At 74.0% G+C, this 21,794-nt stretch carries 18 protein-coding genes; 8 read left to right on the top strand and 10 right to left on the bottom strand.

Going from position 1 to position 21,794, the window contains the following annotated elements:
* The first annotated feature begins 82 nt into the window (after positions 1-82).
* From ACZ6B1_RS06785 to ACZ6B1_RS06770, 4 genes are all read left to right on the top strand, one after another.
* Complete coding sequence (locus ACZ6B1_RS06785) at positions 83-1,489, top strand: APC family permease (protein WP_468775604.1); 1,407 nt, start codon at positions 83-85, stop codon at positions 1,487-1,489.
* 243 nt (positions 1,490-1,732) lie between these two features.
* Positions 1,733-4,384 carry an alpha/beta fold hydrolase gene (locus ACZ6B1_RS06780; protein ID WP_468775602.1) on the top strand — a complete coding sequence of 884 codons (2,652 nt, stop codon included), beginning with the start codon at positions 1,733-1,735 and terminating at the stop codon, positions 4,382-4,384.
* Positions 4,381-5,244: an ABC transporter permease gene (locus tag ACZ6B1_RS06775; protein ID WP_468775599.1), complete on the top strand. Its 864-nt coding sequence runs from the start codon at positions 4,381-4,383 to the stop codon at positions 5,242-5,244. The genes ACZ6B1_RS06780 and ACZ6B1_RS06775 overlap by 4 nt, the downstream gene beginning before the upstream one ends.
* A gap of 105 nt (positions 5,245-5,349) precedes the next feature.
* A complete protein-coding gene (locus ACZ6B1_RS06770) occupies positions 5,350-7,311 on the top strand; it encodes an AMP-dependent synthetase/ligase (protein ID WP_468775597.1) in 1,962 nt (653 codons plus the stop codon).
* A 51-nt stretch (positions 7,312-7,362) separates the two neighbouring features.
* Here the strand turns inward: ACZ6B1_RS06770 and ACZ6B1_RS06765 are convergent, their stop codons facing one another.
* Both ACZ6B1_RS06765 and ACZ6B1_RS06760 read right to left on the bottom strand, forming a co-directional pair.
* Positions 7,363-7,773 (bottom strand): rodlin, encoded by a 411-nt coding sequence (locus tag ACZ6B1_RS06765; RefSeq protein ID WP_468775595.1) that lies wholly within the window; start codon positions 7,771-7,773, stop codon positions 7,363-7,365.
* A 71-nt stretch (positions 7,774-7,844) separates the two neighbouring features.
* The gene (locus ACZ6B1_RS06760; protein WP_451201992.1) at positions 7,845-8,255 is read right to left on the bottom strand and encodes a rodlin; all 411 of its coding nucleotides are present in this window, start codon (positions 8,253-8,255) and stop codon (positions 7,845-7,847) included.
* A 260-nt stretch (positions 8,256-8,515) separates the two neighbouring features.
* Between ACZ6B1_RS06760 and ACZ6B1_RS06755 the strand changes: the two genes are divergently transcribed.
* The 4 genes from ACZ6B1_RS06755 (at position 8,516) to ACZ6B1_RS06740 (ending at position 12,037) form a co-directional block, all read left to right on the top strand.
* Positions 8,516-8,926 (top strand): rodlin, encoded by a 411-nt coding sequence (locus ACZ6B1_RS06755; protein WP_468775592.1) that lies wholly within the window; start codon positions 8,516-8,518, stop codon positions 8,924-8,926.
* 294 nt (positions 8,927-9,220) lie between these two features.
* Entirely contained in the window at positions 9,221-9,448 is a 228-nt protein-coding gene (locus ACZ6B1_RS06750; protein ID WP_468775590.1) for a chaplin, read from the top strand.
* Positions 9,449-9,557: 109 nt separating this feature from the next.
* Entirely contained in the window at positions 9,558-10,616 is a 1,059-nt protein-coding gene (locus ACZ6B1_RS06745) for a chaplin (protein ID WP_468775588.1), read from the top strand.
* A gap of 173 nt (positions 10,617-10,789) precedes the next feature.
* A complete protein-coding gene (locus tag ACZ6B1_RS06740; protein ID WP_468775586.1) occupies positions 10,790-12,037 on the top strand; it encodes a glycoside hydrolase family 26 protein in 1,248 nt (415 codons plus the stop codon).
* A 24-nt stretch (positions 12,038-12,061) separates the two neighbouring features.
* Here the strand turns inward: ACZ6B1_RS06740 and ACZ6B1_RS06735 are convergent, their stop codons facing one another.
* From ACZ6B1_RS06735 to ACZ6B1_RS06700, 8 genes are all read right to left on the bottom strand, one after another.
* Positions 12,062-13,189: a GNAT family N-acetyltransferase gene (locus tag ACZ6B1_RS06735; protein ID WP_468775582.1), complete on the bottom strand. Its 1,128-nt coding sequence runs from the start codon at positions 13,187-13,189 to the stop codon at positions 12,062-12,064.
* Positions 13,186-13,851: a YveK family protein gene (locus tag ACZ6B1_RS06730; protein ID WP_468775580.1), complete on the bottom strand. Its 666-nt coding sequence runs from the start codon at positions 13,849-13,851 to the stop codon at positions 13,186-13,188. Before ACZ6B1_RS06730 ends, ACZ6B1_RS06735 begins: the two co-directional genes overlap by 4 nt.
* Positions 13,848-15,005 (bottom strand): glycosyltransferase, encoded by a 1,158-nt coding sequence (locus tag ACZ6B1_RS06725; RefSeq protein WP_468775578.1) that lies wholly within the window; start codon positions 15,003-15,005, stop codon positions 13,848-13,850. The genes ACZ6B1_RS06730 and ACZ6B1_RS06725 overlap by 4 nt, the downstream gene beginning before the upstream one ends.
* Complete coding sequence (locus ACZ6B1_RS06720; RefSeq protein ID WP_468775577.1) at positions 15,002-15,763, bottom strand: polysaccharide deacetylase family protein; 762 nt, start codon at positions 15,761-15,763, stop codon at positions 15,002-15,004. The genes ACZ6B1_RS06725 and ACZ6B1_RS06720 overlap by 4 nt, the downstream gene beginning before the upstream one ends.
* The gene (gene murJ, locus ACZ6B1_RS06715) at positions 15,747-17,408 is read right to left on the bottom strand and encodes a murein biosynthesis integral membrane protein MurJ (protein WP_468776050.1); all 1,662 of its coding nucleotides are present in this window, start codon (positions 17,406-17,408) and stop codon (positions 15,747-15,749) included. Before murJ ends, ACZ6B1_RS06720 begins: the two co-directional genes overlap by 17 nt.
* A 230-nt stretch (positions 17,409-17,638) precedes the next feature.
* On the bottom strand, positions 17,639-18,967 hold the full coding sequence (locus ACZ6B1_RS06710) for an O-antigen ligase family protein (RefSeq protein WP_468775575.1): 1,329 nt from the start codon (positions 18,965-18,967) through the stop codon (positions 17,639-17,641).
* Positions 18,968-18,970: 3 nt separating this feature from the next.
* Positions 18,971-20,392 carry an exopolysaccharide biosynthesis polyprenyl glycosylphosphotransferase gene (locus ACZ6B1_RS06705; protein WP_468775573.1) on the bottom strand — a complete coding sequence of 474 codons (1,422 nt, stop codon included), beginning with the start codon at positions 20,390-20,392 and terminating at the stop codon, positions 18,971-18,973.
* Complete coding sequence (locus ACZ6B1_RS06700) at positions 20,389-21,561, bottom strand: glycosyltransferase family 4 protein (RefSeq protein ID WP_468775571.1); 1,173 nt, start codon at positions 21,559-21,561, stop codon at positions 20,389-20,391. The genes ACZ6B1_RS06705 and ACZ6B1_RS06700 overlap by 4 nt, the downstream gene beginning before the upstream one ends.
* Positions 21,562-21,794 lie beyond the last annotated feature (233 nt).

Genomic DNA, 21,794 nt, shown 5'->3' with positions numbered 1-21,794 from the left:
CGAAACGTACGACGAGCCGCCGGAGGCGATAGCGCTCCCGACCCCCACCCTCAGTCGCACGAGTCGATCGGAACCCCGCCGCATGACCGACACGCTCCGCCCTGTCGACACAGCCGTCACAGACGCTCCCGGCATCTCTGACGGCCCCCGCAAGCTCAAGCGTTCCATCGGCGTCGTCGGCGGCACTCTGCTGACGCTCTCGTGCGTCACGCCCGCCTCCACGCTCTTCGTGGTCATCCCGGACCTGTTCGGCTCCCTCGGCACCGCCACCGCCCTGACGATCGCCATCGGCTCCCTGCTCTGTATCGCCGTGGCGTTCTGCTACTCCGAACTGGGCACCCTCATCCCCAGCGCGGGCGGCGAGTACGCCATGGTGTCCACGATGGCCGGGCGGCTCGCGGGCTGGCTGGTCTTCGTGCTGTCCCTGCTGGTGGTGATGATCGTCCCGCCCGTGATCGCGATGGGCACGGCCGACTACCTGGCCCCGATCGTCCACCTGGACCCGGCCATGACCGGTGCCGGCGTGATGCTGCTCGCCACCCTCGCCGGACTGCTCGACCTGCGGGCCAACGCCTGGATCACCGGCATCTTCCTGGTCCTCGAGGTCATCGCGGCCGGCGTGGTCGCCCTGCTGGGCTTCTCGCACAGCCACCGAGGCGTCGGCAGCCTGGTCTCCATGCAGGTGGCCGGCCCGAGCGGCCACACCGACCCGGTGACGGCCATGCTCGTCATATCCGGGCTCGCCATCGCCCTCTTCGCCACCCAGGGCTTCTCGACCGCCGTCTACCTCTCCGAGGAACTGGAGCACCCGCGCCGCAACGTCGCCCGCACGGTGCTGGCCACCCTCGCCATCTCCTCGGTGGTCATCATCGTGCCGGTGGCCGCGATCACCATGGGCGCCTCCGACATCGAGGAACTCACCAGCGGCGACATCAGCTCCATGGTCACCGCCTGGTCCAACTCCGCGGTCGGCACCTTCGTGAGCCTCTGCGTGGCCCTCGCGATCATCAACGCGGGCATCGTCATGGTCATCCAGAACTCCCGCGTGCTGTTCGCCTCCGCCCGCGACAAGGCCTGGCCCGAGCCGGTCAACAACGTCTTCTCCAAGCTCGGCCGCTTCGGCTCCCCCTGGGTCGCCACCCTGGCGGTCGGTGTCCCCGGCGCGCTGCTCTGCTTCGTCAACCTGGACACCCTGTACGGCGTCACCGGTGTCTCCGTGACCGGCATGTACATCCTGGTCGCCGTCGCCGCCCTGCTGTGCCGCCGCGGCTCCCACAAGCACACACCCGCCTGGCGGATGCCGCTGTGGCCCGCGATGCCCGTCCTGCTGATCGTGGTCCTCGCCTACATCCTCACCCAGCAGGAGGCGAGCTACCTGCTGTGGACCGGCGGGATCACCGCGGTCGCCACCCTCTACTGGGCCTTCTACCTCCGCCCGCGCCGCGACACCCGCTGGCTGGTGTCGATCCCGGAGGACGTGGAGGCCTGAGGACACGGCCGAAGTCCCACGTCACCACCGAGCACGACCCGTCGCCCTTGCCGCCCGCACTCCCGCGGGCGGCAAGGGCGACGTCGTTCCCGAGGCCCACGCCCACTCCCGTCCCGCTGTGGCCCCGGCCCGGCCCGGTACCACGCCTGGAGTACGGCGGAGCGGGCCCGTACGCCGCAAGGAGGGCGGGGGTTCAGCCCCTGGGCCGCATGCGCTGTCGGTGGCGGCCCGTACCGTTGACGCATGGATCTTCGAGTGCCCGTACCGCGGGGACTGCTGAAGGGGCCGCGCCGGCTGCTGGCCGCCGCGGCCGCCGTCGTGGTGCTCGCCGGCGCCGGGACGTGGTCGGCCGCCGCGTCGGACGACCCGCCCGGGGTGCACCGGACCGACCGGGTCATGACCATGGCCGACGGCACCCGCCTGGACACCTCCTACTTCACCGGCGCCTCCGCCGCCCGCCGCCCCGCCGTCCTGCTCGCCCACGGCTTCGGCGGCAGCAAGAACGACGTGCGGCAGCAGGCCGAGGACCTCACGCGCGCCGGATACACGGTGCTGACCTGGTCGGCCCGCGGCTTCGGCCGCTCCACCGGGAAGATCGGACTGAACGACCCGGAGCACGAGGTCGCCGACGTCTCCCGGCTCATCGACTGGCTGGCCGAGCAGCCGCAGGTCCGCCTCGACGGCAAGGGCGACCCGCGCCTGGGCGTGACCGGCGGCTCCTACGGCGGCGCGATCTCCCTGCTCGCCGCCGGACACGACCGCCGTGTCGACGCCATCGCCCCGGCCGTCACCTACTGGAACCTCGCCGACGCCCTGTTCCCGAACGGCGTCTTCAAGAAGCTCTGGGCCGGCGTCTTCTTCAACACCGGCGGCGGCTGCGCCAGGTTCGAGCCCACCCTGTGCCGGATGTACGACCGGGTCGCCGAGTCCGGCACCCCGGACGACGCCGCCCGCGAGCTGCTCCGGGAACGCTCGCCGGTCGCGGTCGCCGGCCGCATCAAGGTGCCCACGCTGCTGGTGCAGGGCCAGACCGACTCCCTGTTCACCCTCGCCCAGTCCGACGCCGCCGAGAAGGCGATCCGCGCGAGCGGCGCCCCCGTGGACGTCGACTGGATCGCGGGCGGGCACGACGGCGGCGACATGGAGGACAGCCGGGTGCGGGGGCGGGTGACCGCCTGGTTCGACCACTATCTGAAGGGCGACGAGTCCGCCGGCACCGGCCCCGCCTTCCGCGTCACCCGCACCGGCGGCGTCGACTCCACCGACGGCGCCGCCCGACTGCGCGGCGCGAGCGCCGGCGCCTACCCGGGCCTGCGCGACCACCCGCGCGCGGTCGCCCTGGCCGGCCGCGGGCAGCACGTGACCAACCCGGCCGGCGCCAGCCCGCCCGGTGTCTCCGCGCTGCCCGGCCTCGGCGGCTCCGACGGCCTCTCCCGGCTCTCCGCGCTCGGCGTCGGAGTCTCCCTCGACTTCCCCGGCCAGTACGCCCGGTTCGACTCGGCCCCGCTCACCCGCGACCTGCGGATCACCGGCACGCCGACCGCCACCGTCCACGTCACCTCCACCACCGACGACGCCGTCCTGTTCGGCAAGGTGTACGACGTGGGCCCCGACGGCACCCGGCAGGTGCTGCCCTCCCAGCTCGTCGCACCCCTGCGGGTCACCGGCGCCAGGGCCGGCAAGGACGTCACGGTCACCCTCCCGGCGATCGACCACGAGGTGCGCAAGGGCCACCGGCTCCGCCTGGTCCTCGCCTCCACCGACCTCGGCTACGCCTCACCGGCCGCCCCGGCCACGTACACCGTCTCCCTCCGGTCGGACCTGAGCGTGCCGACCGCGCCCGCCGTCACCACCGCGGCGGCCCCGCTGCCCGCCTGGGTGTGGTGGCTGCCCCTGGCCGGGGCCGTGGGCGCGCTCGCCCTGCTGGTCACCGGCCGCCGCCCCACGGCCGCCCCCGCGCCCGATCCGGCGCTCGCCGACGTCCCGCTGCAGATAACGGACCTGAGCAAGCGGTACGCCAGGTCCGCCGACCGGTACGCGGTGCGCGAGCTGTCCTTCCGCGTGGAGAAGGGCCAGGTCCTCGGCCTGCTCGGGCCCAACGGCGCGGGCAAGACCACCACCCTGCGCATGCTGATGGGCCTCATAGGGCCCGACGGCGGGGAGATCCGCGTCTTCGGCCACGCCGTCCGGCCCGGCGCGCCGGTGCTGTCGAGGGTCGGCGCCTTCGTGGAGGGCGCGGGCTTCCTGCCCCACCTGTCCGGCCGGGAGAACCTGGAGCTCTACTGGCGGGCCACCGGCCGGCCGGCCGAGGACGCCCATCTCGACCAGGCCCTGGAGATCGCCGGCCTCGGCGACGCGCTCGCCCGTGCCGTGCGCACCTACTCCCAGGGCATGCGCCAGCGCCTGGCCATCGCCCAGGCCATGCTCGGACTGCCCGACCTGCTCATCCTGGACGAACCCACCAACGGCCTCGACCCGCCCCAGATCCGCGAGATGCGCGAGGTGATGATCCGCTACGCGGCGGCCGGCCGCACCGTGATCGTCTCCAGCCACCTCCTCGCCGAGGTCGAGCAGTCCTGCACCCACCTGGTGGTGATGGACCGCGGCCGGCTCGTCCAGGCGGGACCGGTGCGGGAGATAGTCGGCTCCGGCGACACGCTGCTGGTCGGCACCGGCACGCCCGTGGAGGAGCCGGTGGTGGAGAAGGTCACGGCCCTGCCCGGCGTCGCCTCCGCCGTCCGCACCGAGGACGGACTGCTCATCCGGCTCGAACCCGGCGGCACCGCCGAGGAGCTGGTCGTGGAACTGGTGCGCCTCGAGGTGCCCGTCGCCTCGGTCGGTCCCCACCGGCGCCTGGAAGACGCCTTCCTCACCCTGATCGGAGGTGCCCCGTGAGCACGCTCACCGAGCCCGTCGAGGCCGCCCCGGGTTACCGCGCGGGCCGTACGCTCCCGCTGCGCGTGGAACTGGTCCGCCAGCTCAAGCGGCGCCGCACGCTGATCATGGGCGGCGTCCTCGCGGTCCTGCCGTTCGTGCTGCTGGTCGCGTTCGCGATCGGCGGCGAGCCCTCGGGCCGTGACGGCCGGGTGACGCTGATGGACACGGCCACCGCGTCGGGCGCCAACTTCGCCGCGGTCAACCTGTTCGTCTCGGCGGGCTTCCTGCTGGTGATCCCGGTCGCCCTGTTCTGCGGGGACACGGTCGCCTCCGAGGCGAGCTGGTCCTCCCTGCGCTATCTGCTCGCCGCGCCCGTGCCGAGAACCCGGCTGCTGCTGTCCAAGCTCGCCGTGGGGCTCGGGCTGAGCCTCGCCGCGATGGTGCTGCTGCCGGTCGTGGCCCTCGCGGTCGGCACGGCCGCCTACGGCTGGGGTCCGCTGCAGATCCCCACCGGCGGTGCGCTGGACGCGGGCACGGCGGCGCAGCGGCTCGTGGTGGTCGTGGCATACGTCTTCGTGTCGCAACTGGTCACCGCGGGCCTGGCGTTCTGGCTGTCGACGAGGACGGACGCCCCGCTCGGCGCGGTCGGCGGCGCGGTCGGCCTGACGATCGTCGGCAACGTCCTGGACGCCGTGACCGCCCTCGGCCACTGGCGCGACTTCCTGCCCGCGCACTGGCAGTTCGCCTGGGCCGACGCCGTGCAGCCGGACCCCGAGTGGTCCGGCATGGTCCAGGGCGCCGCGATCTCCGTGACGTACGCCGTGGTGCTGTTCGCCCTGGCTTTCCGGGGTTTCGCGCGCAAGGACATCGTCTCCTGAGCACGGCCCGGCCCGGCCGCCGCACACCCCATTGACGTTTCCTTACCTGTGAGTAAGTTGACCCGGCAGTAAGAACCTTCGCCAGAGCCGCGACCGGGAGCCGTCATGGGCGTACGCAGGGATCTGAAGCGAGCACGGCGGCGCGCCGACCTGGCGGCGCGCGGGTCGGTGGAGATCGTCAGGGACCCCGGGGGCGCCGTGCGCGAGGTGCGGGCGGCGCCCCTGGCGGCACCGCTCACCGGCGGCTCCATGGCCGACCTCCCGTTCACCCACGCGGCCGGGACCCCGGACGCGGTGCTCCTGCGCCGCCGCACCGAAGGTGCCTGGCGCCCGGTGACCGCGGCCGCCTTCGCCGCCCAGGTCACCGCCGTCGCCAAGGGGCTGATCGCCGCCGGTCTGGAACCCGGCGGCCGGGTCGCGGTCATGTCCCGCACCCGCTACGAGTGGACGGTCCTGGACTTCGCGATCTGGGCGGCCGGCGGCCTGTCCGTGCCCGTCTACCCGACGTCCTCCGCCACGCAGGTGGAGTGGATCGTCCGGGACTCCGGCGCCCGGTACGTGGTCACCGAGACCGCCGAGAACACCGCGACCGTCCTCGCCGGCACCGCGAGCCACGCCCGCCGGCCGCGCGTGTGGCAGATGGCCCCGTCGGCGGACACCGGGACGTCCGCCGCGTCCACCGTGCCGGGCGACACCCTCGCCGACCTCACCGCCCTCGGCCGTGACCTCGGCGACGACGAGGTCACCAAGCGGCGCGCGGCCCTCACCCCCGACACCATCGCCACCCTCTGCTACACCTCCGGCACCACCGGCCGCCCCAAGGGCTGCGTCCTCACCCACGCCAACCTGCACGCCGAGGCCGCCAACACCGTCGAACTGCTGCACCCGGTCTTCCAGGCGGTCACCGGACAGACCGCCTCCACCCTGCTCTTCCTGCCGCTCGCCCACATCCTCGGCCGCACCCTGCAGCTCGCCTGCCTGATGGCCCGCATCGAGACCGGACACTTCCCGAGCGTCAAACCCGACGAACTGCGGCCCGCGCTCAAGGAGTTCCGGCCCACCTTCCTGGTCGGGGTGCCCTACCTCTTCGAGAAGATCCACGACACCGGGCGCGCCACCGCCGAGAAGATCGGCCGCGGCGCCTCCTTCGACCGCGCCGAACGGATCGCCGTGCGCTTCGCCGAGGCGTACCTGCGGAAGTTCCTCGGCACCGGCAAGGGCCCGGGCCCCGGCCTGTACGCCGCATGGGCCCTGTACGACCTGCTGGTCTACCGGCGCATCCGCAAGGAGCTCGGTGGCCGCATGCGCTACGCCATCAGCGGCGGCTCCCCGCTGGACCGCGACCTCAACCTCTTCTTCAACGCGGCCGGGGTCGTCGTCTACGAGGGCTACGGCCTGACCGAGACCACCGCGGCCGCCACCATCGTGCCCCCGCTCACCCCCCGGCCCGGCACGGTCGGCCTGCCCATCCCGGGCGTGGCCGTACGCATCGCCGACGACGGCGAGGTGCTGGTCAGGGGCGGAGTGGTCTTCGGCGCGTACTGGAACAACCCGGCGGCCACGGACGCCGTCCTGGCCGACGAGTGGTTCGCCACCGGCGACCTCGGCCGCCTCGACGAGGACGGCTACCTCACCATCACCGGCCGCAAGAAGGACATCCTGATCACCTCCGGCGGCAAGAACGTCTCCCCGGCGATCCTGGAGGACCGGCTGCGCAGCCGCTCACCGGTCGGCCAGTGCCTGGTCGTCGGGGACAACCGGCCCTTCGTCGCCGCGCTGATCACCCTCGACCCGGACGCGGTCGCGCACTGGCTGACGGTGCGAAAGCTCCCGGCGGACACCCCGCTCGGCGAACTCGTCCACGACGAACGGCTGCGCCGCGAGGTGCAGAAGGCGGTGGACCACGCCAACGAGGCCGTCTCCCGCGCCGAGTCGATCCGCGCCTTCGCCCTGGTCGAGGGGGAGTTCACCGAGGAGAACGGGCTGCTGACCCCGTCGCTGAAGGTGAGGCGGCACGCGGTGACCGCCGCCTACGCCGAACGCATCGAGGCCCTGTACCGGGGGTGAGCACGCGAAACGGCGGCGGGTGCCCGGTGCCCGCCGCCGCGGAGTGTGCGCTCAGCCGTTCCCGGTGCCGTTGCCGGACACGGCGGAGATGTCGTCCAGGACGTGCGACAGCGGCTCGTCGCCCTTGGCCTGCGTCGAGTTCTCGGTGCACTGCTGGGTCTGCGGCGAGGACAGCACCGGGATGTCCTGCACCCCGACGTTCCCCAGGAGCGCGAGCACCGACTGCGCCTGGACCTTCGCGGGCAGACCGACGCACGGCTTGTTCAGCGAGCCCTGGACCAGTGAGAGCTGCGGGCTCTGGTCGCCGAAGGTGGCGGAGTTGCCGAACGTCGACTCGGCCTCGTTGCCGCTCAGCGACGTGGTGCCGTGGTCGTTGCCGATGGCGAGGGCCTGCGGTGCCGCCACGCCCGCGAGACCGGCGACGGAGGCGGCGACGGCCGCGGTCGCCCACAGCTTCTTCATGTTCGTTCCCTTTCGAGACGCGTGCTCCGAGGGGAGCCGCGGGAGAGTCGGCCGGAGCGGGAGGTCCCGGGTCACTTGTTGCCGGTGCCGTTGGCGGACAGGGCGGAGATGTCGTCCAGGATGTGCGACAGCGGCTCGTCGCCCTTGGCCTGCGTCGAGTTCTCGGTGCACTGCTGGGTCTGCGGCGAGGACAGCACCGGGATGTCCTGCACACCGACGTTGAGCGCGGAGGCGATGGACTGCGCGTTGAGCTTGGCCGGCAGGCCGACGCAAGGCTTGTTGAACGAGCCCTGGATGAGGGCCAGTTGCGGACTCATGGAGCCGTAGGTGGCGGAGTTGCCGAACGCCTGCGAGGCGCCGTTGCCGCTGAACGACGTGGTGCCGCTGTCATTGCCGGTGGCCAGGGCCGGCGACGCGGCGGTGGCGGAGAAGCCGACGACGGAGGCGGCGACCGCGGCAGAGGCCAGAACCTTCTTGATCACTTGCGAATCCCTTCTGGAAACACCCCGTCCACCGGAGCGCACTGGTCAACTCCCCATCGGTCACCGGGTTGCTCCCCTTCACCCCGATGGCCTACGCGGCCGTCCACGTCTCACCGCCCGCCCGGTCCCGCGGGAATTCCACGGGACGCGCGGCGCCGGACACACCGATCGGGTGACGTCCCGCAACCAATGGGTGCGGCCCCGGTTGATGCCAGGGCAGGAACGTGCGTCATGGCGAGAAGCCACGAAAGGAAAGCGAAATGCTGAAGAAGGCAATGGCCGCGGCGGCGGTCGCCCTGTCCGTCGCAGGTGTGTCGGCGGCGGCAGCCCCCCAGGCGCTTGCCATCGGCAACGACCACGGCACCACGTCGCTCAGCGGCAACGAGGCCAAGGAGACGTTCGGCAACAGTGTGACCTCGGGCCGCCAGAGCCCGCAGGCCACGCTGGTCCAGGGCTCGCTCAACAAGCTCTGCGTGGGTCTTCCGGCCAAGGCCGACGTCCAGTCCCTCCTCGCCGGCGTCAACGTCGGCGCGCAGGACATCCCCGTCCTGTCCTCGCCGCAGACCCAGCAGTGCGCCGAGAACTCGACGCAGGCCAAGGGCGACGAGCCGGTCTCGCACGTCCTGGACGACATCTCCGTCCTGGCGGGCAACGGCACCGGCAACAACTGAGCCGGCCGTCCCCCGACACCGCCCGGAGGGCACGCGGATCTCCGCGGGCCGCCGGGCGGTTTCTCACGCTTGGCGCACGTGGAAATGCGCCGATGTCGGCCAGGCTGTCAATTCTGTGGGGGCGTTCGAGTGAATTGACGGGTGGTATGCGTTCCGTAGTTTCTTCCGCTGTCTATTCCTCGTTTTACAACTGCCGGTCATGGTGCGAGCCGTTGAAGCTGTGCTCGCTCGGTCGAAGCCGCTCGCTGGGTTTCGGCAGTCAAAAGGGCATGACCGCAGAGAAGGGAAAGTCTCATGAACAAGAGCGCTGTTGTGCTCGTCGGCGCGATCCTGGCTCTGGGTGGGGCAGCCCCCGCGTTCGCGGACTCCGGCGCGGAGGGCGTCGCCGCCAACTCGCCGGGCGTCGTCTCGGGCAACGCCATCCAGGTGCCGGTGCACGTTCCGGTCAACGCCTGCGGAGACTCCGTGAACGTCATCGGGGCGCTGAACCCGGCGCTCGGCGCCAAGTGCGACAACGACTGAGTGCACTAACCCGACGCCTCAGCCCAACGGCTGTGTCGTGGCCGGCTCCGGACCTCTTTCTCGTTCCGGGGCCGGCCTTCCCATTTCTACGAGCAGGAAGACAACGACATTGCGACAGACCCTCAGCAAGGGCATCCTCGTGGCCGCCGCCGCGACGGGCATGCTGTCCTTGTACGGCGGCCTGGCACTCGCCGACTCGGAGGCGCACGGCGCCGCCCGGCAATCGTCCGGGGTGGTGTCCGGCAACACCGTCCAGGCCCCGGCGGACGCCCCGGCCGAAGTCTGCGGCGACTCCGCGAACGGTACCGCCGCGCTGAACTCCGCCTCCGGCGGTTCCTGCGGCGCAGGCCACGAGTCCGGCACGGACGGCGACAAGGGCCAGGGCGCCACGAGCTCGGACCCGGAGGACGAGTCCGACTACAGCGACGACGTGGCCCCGTCCCCGTCACCGAGCAAGGGAAACGATTCGTCTCCGTCCTCGTACGGCGAGGAGGACAAGTCGCAGGGCCCCTCGAAGGAAGAGGAGCACTCGACCGAGCCTTCGTCCGGTGAGGAGGAGCCCACCCGCGAGCCTTCGTACGGCCACGAGGAGCACGCCTCCCCGTCCTCGTACGGGGAGGAGAAGCCCACCCGCGAGCCTTCGTACGGCGACGAGGAGCACTCGACCGCGCCCTCGTACGGGAAGGAGGAGCCGTCGGCCCCGCCCTCCTACGGCGACGACGAGCCCACTTCCAAGCCCTCCTACGGGGACGACGAGCCGACTCCGGGGCCTTCGTACGGGGACGACGGGCCTTCGCCGAAGCCTTCGTACGGCGACGACGAGCCGACTCCGGGGCCTTCGTACGGCGACGACGGGCCTTCACCGAGGCCTTCGTACGGCGACGACGAGCCCACTCCCAAGCCCTCGTACGGGGACGACGACCACTCGACCCCGCCCTCGTACGGGGACGACGACCACTCGACCCCGCCCTACGGCGGAGATGACGACCACTGGACCCCGCCCTACGGCGGCGAAGAGCACCACCACCATCACGGGGGCAGGCCCCACCTCCCGCACACCGGTGGCAACGCCGAAGCCATGATCGCGGCCTCGGCGGCGAGCGCCGCGCTGCTCGTGGCCGGGACCACCCTCTACCGCCGGGGCCGCCGCGCCGCGTCCCGTCGCTGACGTGCCGGGTGCCGGAGCCCAGTGCCCGGCACCCCGCTTGTTCGGCCGTACGGGGGGCGCGGCCACCTGTAAGCCGTAACCGCGTTGGCGGAATCCCTGTTCGTATGACTGGGTGTCAGTAACAGGAACCGCCGGGCGAGCAGGCGGGCGTGCGGGAGAGGGAGGATCCCGGCATGGCTCCACAGCGGCGAAGGGCCCGGTACCGGCTGGCGCTGATCGCGGCCGGGATCACCGCCGCGGCGGTCCTGGCCGCGGGACCGGTTCCCACACCGGTGACCTCCGCACCGGCGCCGCCCGCACCCACGGCGTCGCCGTCCGCCACCTCCGCACCCGTGACCCCCGCACCGGCGACGCCCCCGGTCTCCGCCTCGCCCCAGGCCACGAAGGGGGCCGGCGGGATCGCCCCGTTCGGCGCCTTTCTCGACTCGGGGCCGCTCGGTGTGACCCGTATGTCGGGGCTGCGCCGCTGGCTCGGCGGCACCGAGCCGAAGGTCGCGCACACCTATCTGCCCGGCGGCCGCTGGACCGACATCGAGGGCCCGCCCGGTTTCCTGGACGCCTGGGCGCGGTGGCGGCGCGCACAGGCGGACCGCACGCTCGTGCTCAACGTGCCGATGCAGGAGCGCAACGAGGAGAACGTCTCCGACGACCAGGTGCGCGAGCTGCTCCGGCGGGCGGCGACGGGGGAGTTCGACCAACACTTCCGGACACTGGCCGAGCGGCTGGTGGAGTCGAAGGTGCCCGACACCGTGCTGGTCCTCGGCTGGGAGATGAACGGCATCACCTACACCCACCGCTGCGGACCGGACCCGGCGACCTGGAAGACGTACTGGAAGCGGATCGTCAGGACCATGCGGTCGGTGCCGGGCCAGCGGTTCCGGTTCGACTTCACCCCGAGCCGCGGCCGGGACGCTGTTCCCTGGACCGAGTGCTACCCCGGGGACGACACCGTCGACATCATCGGCATGGACGCCTACGACCAGCCGGCCGGGCTGTCGTTCGACGAACAGGTTAAGGAACCCTACGGGCTGCGGCAGCACGTCGACTTCGCCAAGGCCCACGACAAGCCCGTCTCCTACCCGGAGTGGGGCCTCTTCCGCAACGGCGACAACACCGGCTACATGCGGGGCATGCTGGCCTGGATCGAGGAACACAAGCCGCTGTACAACACGCTCACGGACTACTGCCCGCACGGCGTGTGGCAGTGCGCGCAGAACCCCCGTTCGTCCCAGGTCTACCGGTCCTTCCTGTACGGCCGAGGCGAGCAGCCGGCCGCTCCGGCACCGACGGTGTCCACGCCGGCCCCGAAGCCCACGAAGGCCACCGCGCCCACGCCGGAGCCGGCCGACGACTGCCCGGCACCGGACCCGGACGACTGGCTGGAGTACTGGCTCGGCCGGAAGTTCTGCCTCGACCGGTGATCCCGCGACCGGCGGGCCCCGGCGTCAGCCCGACGGCTGCTCCCGCCACCGGCGCAGCACCCGGCCGCCCCGCTGCCGGGCGGCCGCCGTGAACAACGTGGCCGACAGCAGCGGTGCGGTCCGCCGCCGGGCCATCAGCAGCCGCTGGTTGGCGACCGGTTCGGGCCGCCAGTGCATCTTGTACGGCTCGCTGCCGCGCAGCAGACTCAGCGTGCCGCGTCCGTCCGCGCCGCCGGTGCGCGCCGCCTGCTCGCTGCAGGCGTCCAGCAGCATCACGGCCACGTCCGCCTTGCTCTCCCGCAGCCGCGGATGCGCGCCGTACAGATAGCCGCCGGCCAGGCTCCGGGACCGCAGCGTCAGGTCGACGGCGACCACCTCGTCGCCGATCCGGAACTCGGTGACGACCGCGTTCCCGGAGCGGACCAACTCGGGCACCGCGCACACCAGATGCTCGCGGAACCGGGGCAGCATGTGCTCGGCCGTCACCTTGCGCTCCTGCCACTGCAGCCGGTGCAGCTCCAGCATCCGGTGCAGGGCCGCGGCCGCCTCGTCGGGCCGGGCCACGTGCCGCACCACGCCCAGCGACGTGTGCCGGCGCAGTTGCGCGCGCACCCGCTGGGCCCGCTTCGTGGGCAGCCGGGCGGCCAGCTCGGCCAGCGGGACGCCGGGCAGCTCCAGGCACAGCGAGTCGCTGACCGTGCGGCGCGGTCCGCGCCAGCGGTCGTAGACCCGCTCCACCGCACCACCGGGCCGCACCTCGCGGAAGTCGACCAGCGCGGTGCGGGCCGCGTCCCACAGGGCGTCGGCGAGGGCGTCGGCCGCGCGCCCGTCGTCGGCGTCGTCCAGCAGCACGTCCCCGTAGTCGGAGATCGCCCCGCCCAGCGGCACCAGGGCGGGCACCGGGCGGTGGACCAGCATCAGCGGCGCCGCGCCGACCAGTTCGTCACCGGAGCGCACCACCAGCACCCGGAGCCTGCCCGGCCCGCCGTACGACCGCCACCAGGAGTGCAGCCAGGCGTGGTGCTGGAACGGGGTCGCGGTGGCGCACCGCTCGTACAGCCGCCCCCAGGCCGGGGCCAGCGCGGCGAAGGCGTCCTCGTCGGTGACGAGGTCGGTGGTGTGGGCCCGGACCACCGGGCAGACGGCCGTCACAGCGGGCCGTGCGCGTCGGAGGCGACGGCCGGGCCGGGCACCGACGCCGGGCGGAGCTCGGCCCCGGCCTCGTCCTCGGGCCTGCGCCGTGGCCGTACCAGCAGCACCAGGGCGCCGAGCAGTCCGCCCGCACTGGTCCCGACCAGGCCCGTGACCACGGGGGAGGCCGAGGTGGGCGCGGTCGGCCGCGGGGCCCGGGAGAACTGCACCAGCTCGACATGGGTGTCGGCCTTGGTGGCGTTGGCGTGCTGGGCCAGGGAGCGGGCGACCGCGTTGGCCATGTCGGCGGCCTTGGCCGGGCGGCCCGAGGTGGCGGAGACGGCGACCATCGGGGCGTCCGGCGAGGTGGCCGTGCGCACACTGCCGCGCAGGGTGTTCACCGGCACCCCGGCCCACGCCTGCGCGTCGCCGAGCACCGCGAGGTCGGTGGCGACCCGGCCGTAGGCCTGGGCGAAGCCGACCGCGGCGGCCGAGTCGGAGCTCTCGGTGGGTACGGCGATGACGTAGCTGGTGGCCGTGTACGTCGGCGGCTTCAGCACGCCGTACGCGCCGCCGAGCAGCCCGCCGGTGAGGACGCCGGCCGCCACCAGCGACCAGGGTGGAAGCGCGCGCAGGCGCCTGAAGCGGGCCGGGCGGGAGTGCCGGCTGGAATTCTCGGTCATGTCGAGCTGACTCCCTTGGGAGATCGGGACCTGGGGAACGTGCCGGCGAGCGCCGCCGCGTAGACGTCCATCAGCCGGGCGGCGCTGCGGGTGATGCAGTAGTGGCGGGGCGCCTCGGGGGCGGTGCGCATGCCGGGCCCGGCGGCACGCACCCCGGCGAGCGCGCGAGCGTAGGCGTCGGCGCCGCCGGTGACGCGCAGCGCGTCCGGGGCGGCGTCGGGCGGCAGGTCCTCGACGGCCGGGCAGGAGGCGTAGCGCACCGGCAGCCCGGCCGCCAGTGCCTCGACGACGGCCAGCCCGAAGGCCTCCTCCGGGGACGGTGCGGCGAGCACGTCCATCGCCGAGGTCAGCGCGGGCAGTTCGGGACCGGGCGAGCCGTCCGGGGCGTAGGGCCGCTCACCGGTGAACAGCACCCGGCCGGCGACACCGGCCTCCTCGGCGGCCCGGCGCAGGGCGGCCTCCTCCGGGCCGCCGCCGACCAGCAGCAGCCTGCAGTCACCCGGGAGCCGGGCGAGGGCCCGGATCAGGACGTCGAAGCGTTTGCCGGGGGCGAGCCGGCCGATGCCGCCGATGACGAACGCGTCGTCCGGCAGCCCGAGCCGGGCGCGGGTGAGGCGCCGCCGCCCCGGGTCGAAGCGGAAGGCGTCGAGGTCGATGCCGTTGGGTACCACCGCGATGCGCGGCCGGGGCACCCCCCACCGGGTGAGCCGGTCGGCGACCGTGGGGGAGACGGCGACGGTGGTGCGGCCCAGCCGCTCGCCGGCCAGGTACAGGGCGCGCACGCCCGCCGTGAGCGGACGCCCCTCCATCTGCGAGTCGCCGAGGGAGTGTTCGGTGGCGACGACCGCGCGCACCCCGGCCAGCCGGGCGGCGATCCGGCCGTACAGGCAGGCCCGGTAGAGATGGGTGTGCACGAGGTCGTAGCGGCCGCGCCGGATGGCGCGGGCCAGGCGGGGCAGCGCCGCCACGTCCCGGTTGCCGCTCATGCCGAGGTGCGTCACCCGCACCCCGTCGGCGGCCAGCCCGTCGGCCACCGGCCCGGGGTTGGTCAGCGTCACCACGTCGCACCGTGCGGGCAAGTGCTGCAGCAGCAGCCGCAGTTGCTGCTCGGCACCGCCCACCCCGAGCCCCGTGATGATGTGCAGAGCCCTCACCGCGGTCCCTCCACAGGCCGGCGGCGCAGCCGGTGCAGCCGGTACTTCAGCAGCAGGCGGGTACCGGTGTCGTGCTGCCCGACGTACACCCGGGGCAGGGCGTACGGGCCGGTCAGCGCGCCGGGGTCGATGGCGCAGGCGTAGTCGTACCCGGCCTCCCGCACGGCGTCGGCCGCGCGGGCGTCGACCGTGCCGTACGGATAGCAGAAGCCGGTCACCGGAGCGCCGGTCAGCGTCTCGAGCAGCGCCCGGCTCTCGACGGTCTCGGCCTTGAGGGTGAGGTCGTCGGCCCTGGTCAGATCGACGTGGGTCAGACCGTGCGAGCCGATCTCCACGCCCGCCCGGGCCGCGCGCCGGATCCCGTCGGCGGTCAGCAGCGGCTTTCGCGGGCCCAGCGGGTCCCACGCGTTGTCGCCGCCGAGCCGGCCCGGCAGCGCGAACAGGGTGGCCGTGCACTCCCAGCGGGCCAGCACATCGACCGCGCCGGTGAGGAAGTCGGCGTAGCCGTCGTCGAAGGTGAGCCCGACCAGCCCGCGCCCCTCGCCGCGGGCGCGGGCGGCGAGCAGCTCGCGCACCGACACCCCCCGCAGACCCCGGCCGCGCAGCCAGCGAAGCTGCCGCTCAAGACGATCGGGTGTGACGGTGATCCGGTACGGGTCGTCGGCACGGTCTCCGACCGAGTGGTACATGGCGATCCACGGGACGCGGCCCGGGCCCGCGGCGGCTGCGCGCCGCGGTGACTCAACGGAGGACGGCATGGGCGAGCCTTCCGGCGAGGGTACGGACGAATCGGATGGCGAAGGTGCAGACCTGGGCGCCCAGCGCGTGGCCGAGCAGGACGAACACGAGGGTCACGGTGGCGCCGCCGGCCAGCAGACCGGCGAGCGGGGCGGAGGGCAGGCGCGCGGCGAACGCCCCCGCCAGGGTGGCCGCCGCGGCGGCCTGCAGCGGCCGGCTCAGCTCGCGCAGCACGCCCCGGGCCCGCACGGGCACGCTGCGCGAGGCCAGGCCGGACAGCAGCAGGACGGCGGTGACGGTGATCCCGGCGGCGTTGGCGGCGGCGATACCGGTGACCCCCCAGATACCGATGGTGCCGGCGCCGACCCAGGAGGTCACGACGATCCCGGCGGCCATGGCGGCGAGCGGGTACCAGGTGGCGCGGCCCGCCGAGAAGTAGGAGCGGACCAGCACGCCCGTCAGGGTCTGGCCGAGCAGGCCGAGCGCGTACACCCGCATGACGTCCGCCGTGGCCGTGGTGTCGGCGGCGGTGAACGCGCCGCGCTGGAAGAGGAGCTGGATGATCTGCGGGGCGCAGGCGAGGACGGCCGCGGTGCCGAGCAGCACCAGACCGGCGGCCACCGCCAGATCGCGTTCCACCCTCGTCCGGGCCCGCTCGGTGTCGCCGTCCGCGATGGCCCGGGCGACCACCGGGAAGGTGACCGTGCACAGCATCATCGACAGCATCATCGGGATCTGCGCGACCTTCTGCGCGTAGTTCAGGTGCGAGATGGCCCCGGCGGGCAGGTGCGAGGCGAGGAACCGCTCGATGAGCACCTGCGACTGCCGGCACAGCCCGAACAGCAGCACGGTGGCCATCAGCGCGACGTCCACGGGCCGGGCGGCGGCGTCCCCGGAGACGTCCCGCGCCACCCGGCGATCGCGCAACCTGCGCACCAGGTCCGGCAGTTGGATCAGCACCATCAGGCACCCGCCGGCCGCGACCCCGAACGCCGCCGAACGCACCCCCCAGCGCCCGCCGAGCGCGAACATCGCCGTGATGATGCCGATGTTGTACACGACGTAGATCGCCGCCGGGGCCAGGTAGCGGCCGTGGGCCCGCAGCGCCGCGCTGCAGTACCCGGCGAGCCCGAAGCTGAGCACACAGGTCGCGGTGAGCCGGGTGCAGTCGACGGCGAGGGCGGGGTCGGGCAGCCCGGGCGCGAGCACCCCGACGAGCTGCGGTGCGGCGGCGGCGAGCAGCGCGCCGACCGCCGTGAAGGCCAGCGACAGCCGGGGCAGGCTGCCGGCCACCAGGGACCGCACGGGATCGCCGGGGGCGCCCTGCGCACGCCGGGCCAGGGCGGCACTGAACGCCGGGATCAGCGCGAACGCCAGCCCCTCCTCGATGAGCAGCGTGGCCGCGAACTCCGGCACGGTCCAGGCGACCAGGAAGGCGTCGGTGTCCCGCCCGGCCCCGAAGAGCCGGGCCAGCGACTGGTCCCGCACCAGCCCGAGGAGGGCGCCGGCGACCGAGAGGGACGCGGTGACCAGGGCGGCGCGGGCGAGGAACCGGGGGACGGGCGGGGTGTGGCCGGGGGTGGGGGTGGAGTCGCGGCCGGACTCGGGGCCGGGGCCGGACTCCGGGGCGGTGCCGGCTCCGGGCGTGGCGTCCGTGCCGAGCATGGCGTCCGTGCTGGGGGTGGCGTCCGTGCTGGGCGTGGTGTCGTTCGTGCCGGGCGTGGGGGCGCCTCGTACGGCCGTACGCGCGGCCGGCAGGGACACCCCGCTCACCGGCCGCTCACCGGCGGATCCCTCCGCCGGCCCGGCCGACTCGGTCGGCCCACCGGCTCCGGGGGTTGCCGCCGGCCCGGCCGGTGCCCGGGGGTCCCGCGGTTCACGGGACGGGATCGCCGTCACCGCGCTGCCGCCTCTCCCTGCTCCGGGGCGCGTTCCGCGGCGGCGGTGCCGGACAGCGCCCACCAGGCCGCCAGTCCGAAACACACCGCGGTCAGCACGGTCGAGGGGCCGCCGATGTCGGCGTAGGCGAAGTCGACGAGTTGCCAGACCAGCAGTCCGCAGGCGACCAGCGCGCACTCCCGGCTTCCGCGCGGACGCCGGGTCCGCCACAGGTTCCGCAGCGCGCACACCAGCAGGGCGAGCCAGCCGCCCGCCAGACCCAGCAGCCCGAGGAGGCCCTGCTCGCCGAGCACCAGCAGGTACATGTTGTGCGGGGAGAGCAGCGGCTGACGGCGGAAGGCGGCGCCCGCGCCCGCGGTGTCGCTGCCCGAGGACAGCGCCAGCGAGGCATGGCCGTCCCGGTACTCGGGAAAGCCCTTGAGACCGACGCCGGTCAGCGGGTGTTCCCGCCACATGTCGGTGGCCGCCGCCCACATGGTGTACCGGTCGGTGACGGACTGGTCGGGCGCGTCGGCGACCTGGGTGATGCTGTCGAACCGCTCCTGCAGCATCGCCGTACCCACCCCGAAGCCGCCCACCAGGACCACGCCCGCGGCCACCGCCGCCGCCCCCACCCGCAGCGCGCGGCGCGGACCGGCCAGCGCGAGCTGGACGGTGACGGTGACGACGGTGGCGATCCAGGCACCCCGGCTGAAGGACAGGGCGAGCGGCGGCAGCAGGGCCAGGGCGCAGGCGGCCGCGGCCCACCGCTCGCGCGGCGTGGCCCGGCCCAGCGCCAGGCCCACCGCGCAGACCAGTCCGAAGGACACCACCGTCGCCATGCCCATCACGTCCGACGCCCCGAAGGTGCCCACCGCGCGGACGTCCTCGCCCTCGTACGACGCGCCGGTGCCCGTGACGTACTGGTGCACGCCGAGGATCCCCTGCCACAGCGCGAGTGCCACGAGCGACCAGGCCAGCAGCCGGAAGTCGCGCCGGTCGCGGATCAGCAGCAGGACGGCGGCGGGTACGAGGACGAAGATCTGCAGGTAGCGCCCGAGACCGGTGAACCCGGCGCCCGGTGACACGGCGCCCATCGCGGCGAGCGCGAGGCCGGCGACCGGCAGCCCGAGCACGACCGCGGCGGTCCGGGACAGCGGGCGCCGGCGCTCCCGCAGGAGCCGTACGGCGCAGTGGGCGACGACCACGGCGGACATGGCGTCGGCCGGACCCGCGCCGCCCTCGCCGCCGGGCTGGCCCGGCAGCGCCAGCAGCGCGACCACGGCCACCACGGACAGCACCGGCGCGGGCCTGAACGGGCGGTGGAGCGGCAGGGCGAGGCTCATCGGTCAGCTCCCCGCCGACCGCACGAGCGCGACCGCGGTGCGCAGCATGATGCAGATGTCCTGCCACAGCGACCAGTTGTCGATGTAGGCGTTGTCGAAGCGGGCCCGGTCCTCGATGGAGGTGTCGCCGCGCAGACCGTTGATCTGGGCGAGCCCGGTGATGCCGGTCCGCATGCGGTGGCGGTCCGCGTAGCCGGGGTGGGCCTGGCTGAACAGGGAGACGAAGTAGGGCCGTTCGGGGCGCGGCCCGACCAGGCTCATGTCACCCCGGAACACGTTCCAGAGCTGCGGCAGCTCGTCCAGCGAGGTCCGCCGCAGGAAGCGGCAGAAGCGGCTCATGTCGCGCTCGCCCGCCACGCTCCAGCGGGTGGCCGCCTCGTGCTGGTCGACCGGGCGGTGGGTGCGGAACTTCAGCAGCGTGAACGGGCGCCCGTCCTTGCCGATGCGCTCCTGGCGGAACAGCACCCCGGGTCCGTCGGTGAGCCGGAGCACCACCGCGCAGACCAGCAGCAGGGGGGAGACCGGCACCAGCAGCACCCCGGACACCAGCACGTCCAGCAGCCGCTTGCCGACGTTCCCGCGCCGCCCCGAACCCAGGTCCAGGTGGCGCACGGCGAACCCGGCGAGCTGGTCGCCCGACGCGTGCGCCGGGCTTTCCGGGTCCACCTCCCACACCGTGCAGCCGGCCTCGAACAGCGTCCGCAGCAGCGGCGCCCGCTCGGTGCGCACGGACGGTGCCACGGTGAGGACGACGCCGACGCCGTTCTGGATGAGCGCGCGCCCCACCTCCTCGTCCGTGGTGAGCACGGGCAGCCCGCCCCGGCCGCCGAGGTGTTCGGCGACGACGCCCACCGGCCGCACCCCGCAGCGGGGATGCCGCAGCAGCGCGGCGGCCACCCGCTGCGCGGTCGCGGCGGGGCCGACGACCAGCGCCGGGCGCGGGCGGCCGGCCAGGACGGCGCGGCGCCGCCAGTGCACCGCGCCGCGCCCCGCGCACGCCACCGCCGCGTGCAGCGTCCAGCCGAGCAGCAGGCTGCGGGCGGACAGCGCCAGCCCAGGGTCGTAGGCGGCTCGCAGCGCGGCCAGGGCGAGCCAGGTGACCGCGATCCGGCCGCATACGGCGGGCATTTCGTCGAGCACGCCGAGCACCGGTCGCGCCGCACCCGGCCGCAGCAGTATGGTGCCGGCCACCAGCGCGGCGACCAGTAACGGGCCGTGGACGGCGCCTTCCAGGGCGAGCGCGCCCGCGAACGCGGCGAGCACGTCGGCGGCGAGCAGGGGCAGCGGCGAGGCGGGCCGCGCGGGCGGCCGGCGCACCGGGAACCGGGACTCGCCGGTGGCGCGGGCGGGCAGCACCGAGAGGGGCGAGAGTCCGTGGTCCCATGGCTGGCCGCCGGTGGAGGGGACGGTACTTTCCGCAGTCACGAGAGGATGGACTCCCTGCGCTCGAAGGACACGGGTGGCCGGGATCCGAGGAGTTCGCGGTAGAGGTCCGCGACCCGCTCGGCGGTGTGCCGCACGTCGTGCGTGGACAGGACGTGACGGCGCCCCTGGTCCGCCAGGGCGGCACGCAGGGGTGCGTCGGCGAGCAGCGCGGTGACGGCCCCGGCCAGCGACACGGGATCCGCCGCCGGCACCAGACAGCGGGGCGCGAGGGCCGGTGGCAGGCTCTCCCGGGCGCCGTCGACATCGGTGAGCACGACGGGCCGACCGCAGGCCAGCGCCTCCAACGGGGCGAGGGCCATGCCCTCCCAGCGCGAGGGCAGCACCACCAGGTCGGCGGCCCGGTACCAGGGCACGGTGTCGGCGACCGCGCCCGCGAATCGGACCGAGGGGTGCGCCCGTGCGCGCAGCGCGTCCCGGTCGGGTCCGTCGCCGACCAGCACCAGCCGGGCGTCGGGTGCCGCGCGCCGGACCTGCTCCCAGGCGCGCAGCAGCACATCCTGGCCTTTCTGCCGGCACAGCCGCCCGACGCAGACGACGAGCGGCGCGGACGGATCGACGTCCGGCAGGAGCGAGGCGCGGGCGGATGCGGTCTCGGCGGGCGCGGGGGAGAAGCGGCCGGTGTCGATGCCGTTCGGGATGACGGCGTACGAGGCGTGCACTCCGGCGCGTTCCCCGGTGGCGCGCTCCGCCTCGCTGACGCACACCACCCGGTCGGCCCACCGGACGCCCCAGCGCTCCCAGCGCAGTGCGAGGCCCGCGGTCACTCCGCCGACGGCCTCGAACGACCATGCGTGCGGCTGGAACACGGTCGGGATGCGGCCGCGTACCGCCAGCCGGGTGGCGAGCCCGGCCTTGGCGCTGTGCGCGTGCACCAGTTCGGGCCGCACCTCTTCGATCAGCCGTGCCAGCCGCCGTACCTCACCGGCCAGCCCCGGCCCCGGCGACCGCGCGGCCCGCCAGGGACGGAATCCGGCGCCCATCCTCCGCAGCTCCGAGCCCAGTTCCCCGCCGGGGCAGCCGGCCGTGACCCGTGCGCCGGACGCCAGCTGAGCCCGCGCGAGGTCGAGCACGACACGGGCGACGCCGCCGTCGACGGGCTGCGCGAGATGCAGAACCCGCGGCCGAGGATCGGGTGCCGGCTGGTGCATTCTCGGGTTCCTCGCTCACAGGGGCGCTCGGGGCTGAGGGTGGGTACGCGTGTCATGCCGGCGCGTCCGCGGGCACGAGGTGTGCGCCGGTCCACACCACGTCCCGGTGAGCAACGAGCCGGAAGCCCGGCTGGTCACCACCGCGCCGCCGAGCCGGGCCGACTTCGAACACATCTGCGTGGCGGTGAGCGGTGCGCCGCCCCCCTCCCGCACGTGGTGGAGAGGGCAGCAAC

Source organism: Streptomyces sp. NPDC041129 (genome assembly GCF_055592265.1).
This window is presented reverse-complemented; position numbering and strand designations above follow the sequence as displayed.

Coding starts and splice junctions, on each gene's coding strand:
- ACZ6B1_RS06730 (WP_468775580.1), bottom strand. CDS start 13,851: ATGACCGAGAATTCCAGCCGGCACTCCCGCCCGGCCCGCTTCAGGCGC.
- ACZ6B1_RS06720 (WP_468775577.1), bottom strand. CDS start 15,763: ATGCCGTCCTCCGTTGAGTCACCGCGGCGCGCAGCCGCCGCGGGCCCG.
- murJ (WP_468776050.1), bottom strand. CDS start 17,408: ATGCTCGGCACGGACGCCACGCCCGGAGCCGGCACCGCCCCGGAGTCC.
- ACZ6B1_RS06750 (WP_468775590.1), top strand. CDS start 9,221: ATGAACAAGAGCGCTGTTGTGCTCGTCGGCGCGATCCTGGCTCTGGGT.
- ACZ6B1_RS06765 (WP_468775595.1), bottom strand. CDS start 7,773: ATGAAGAAGCTGTGGGCGACCGCGGCCGTCGCCGCCTCCGTCGCCGGT.
- ACZ6B1_RS06785 (WP_468775604.1), top strand. CDS start 83: ATGACCGACACGCTCCGCCCTGTCGACACAGCCGTCACAGACGCTCCC.
- ACZ6B1_RS06700 (WP_468775571.1), bottom strand. CDS start 21,561: ATGCACCAGCCGGCACCCGATCCTCGGCCGCGGGTTCTGCATCTCGCG.
- ACZ6B1_RS06755 (WP_468775592.1), top strand. CDS start 8,516: ATGCTGAAGAAGGCAATGGCCGCGGCGGCGGTCGCCCTGTCCGTCGCA.
- ACZ6B1_RS06710 (WP_468775575.1), bottom strand. CDS start 18,967: ATGAGCCTCGCCCTGCCGCTCCACCGCCCGTTCAGGCCCGCGCCGGTG.
- ACZ6B1_RS06740 (WP_468775586.1), top strand. CDS start 10,790: ATGGCTCCACAGCGGCGAAGGGCCCGGTACCGGCTGGCGCTGATCGCG.
- ACZ6B1_RS06770 (WP_468775597.1), top strand. CDS start 5,350: ATGGGCGTACGCAGGGATCTGAAGCGAGCACGGCGGCGCGCCGACCTG.
- ACZ6B1_RS06780 (WP_468775602.1), top strand. CDS start 1,733: ATGGATCTTCGAGTGCCCGTACCGCGGGGACTGCTGAAGGGGCCGCGC.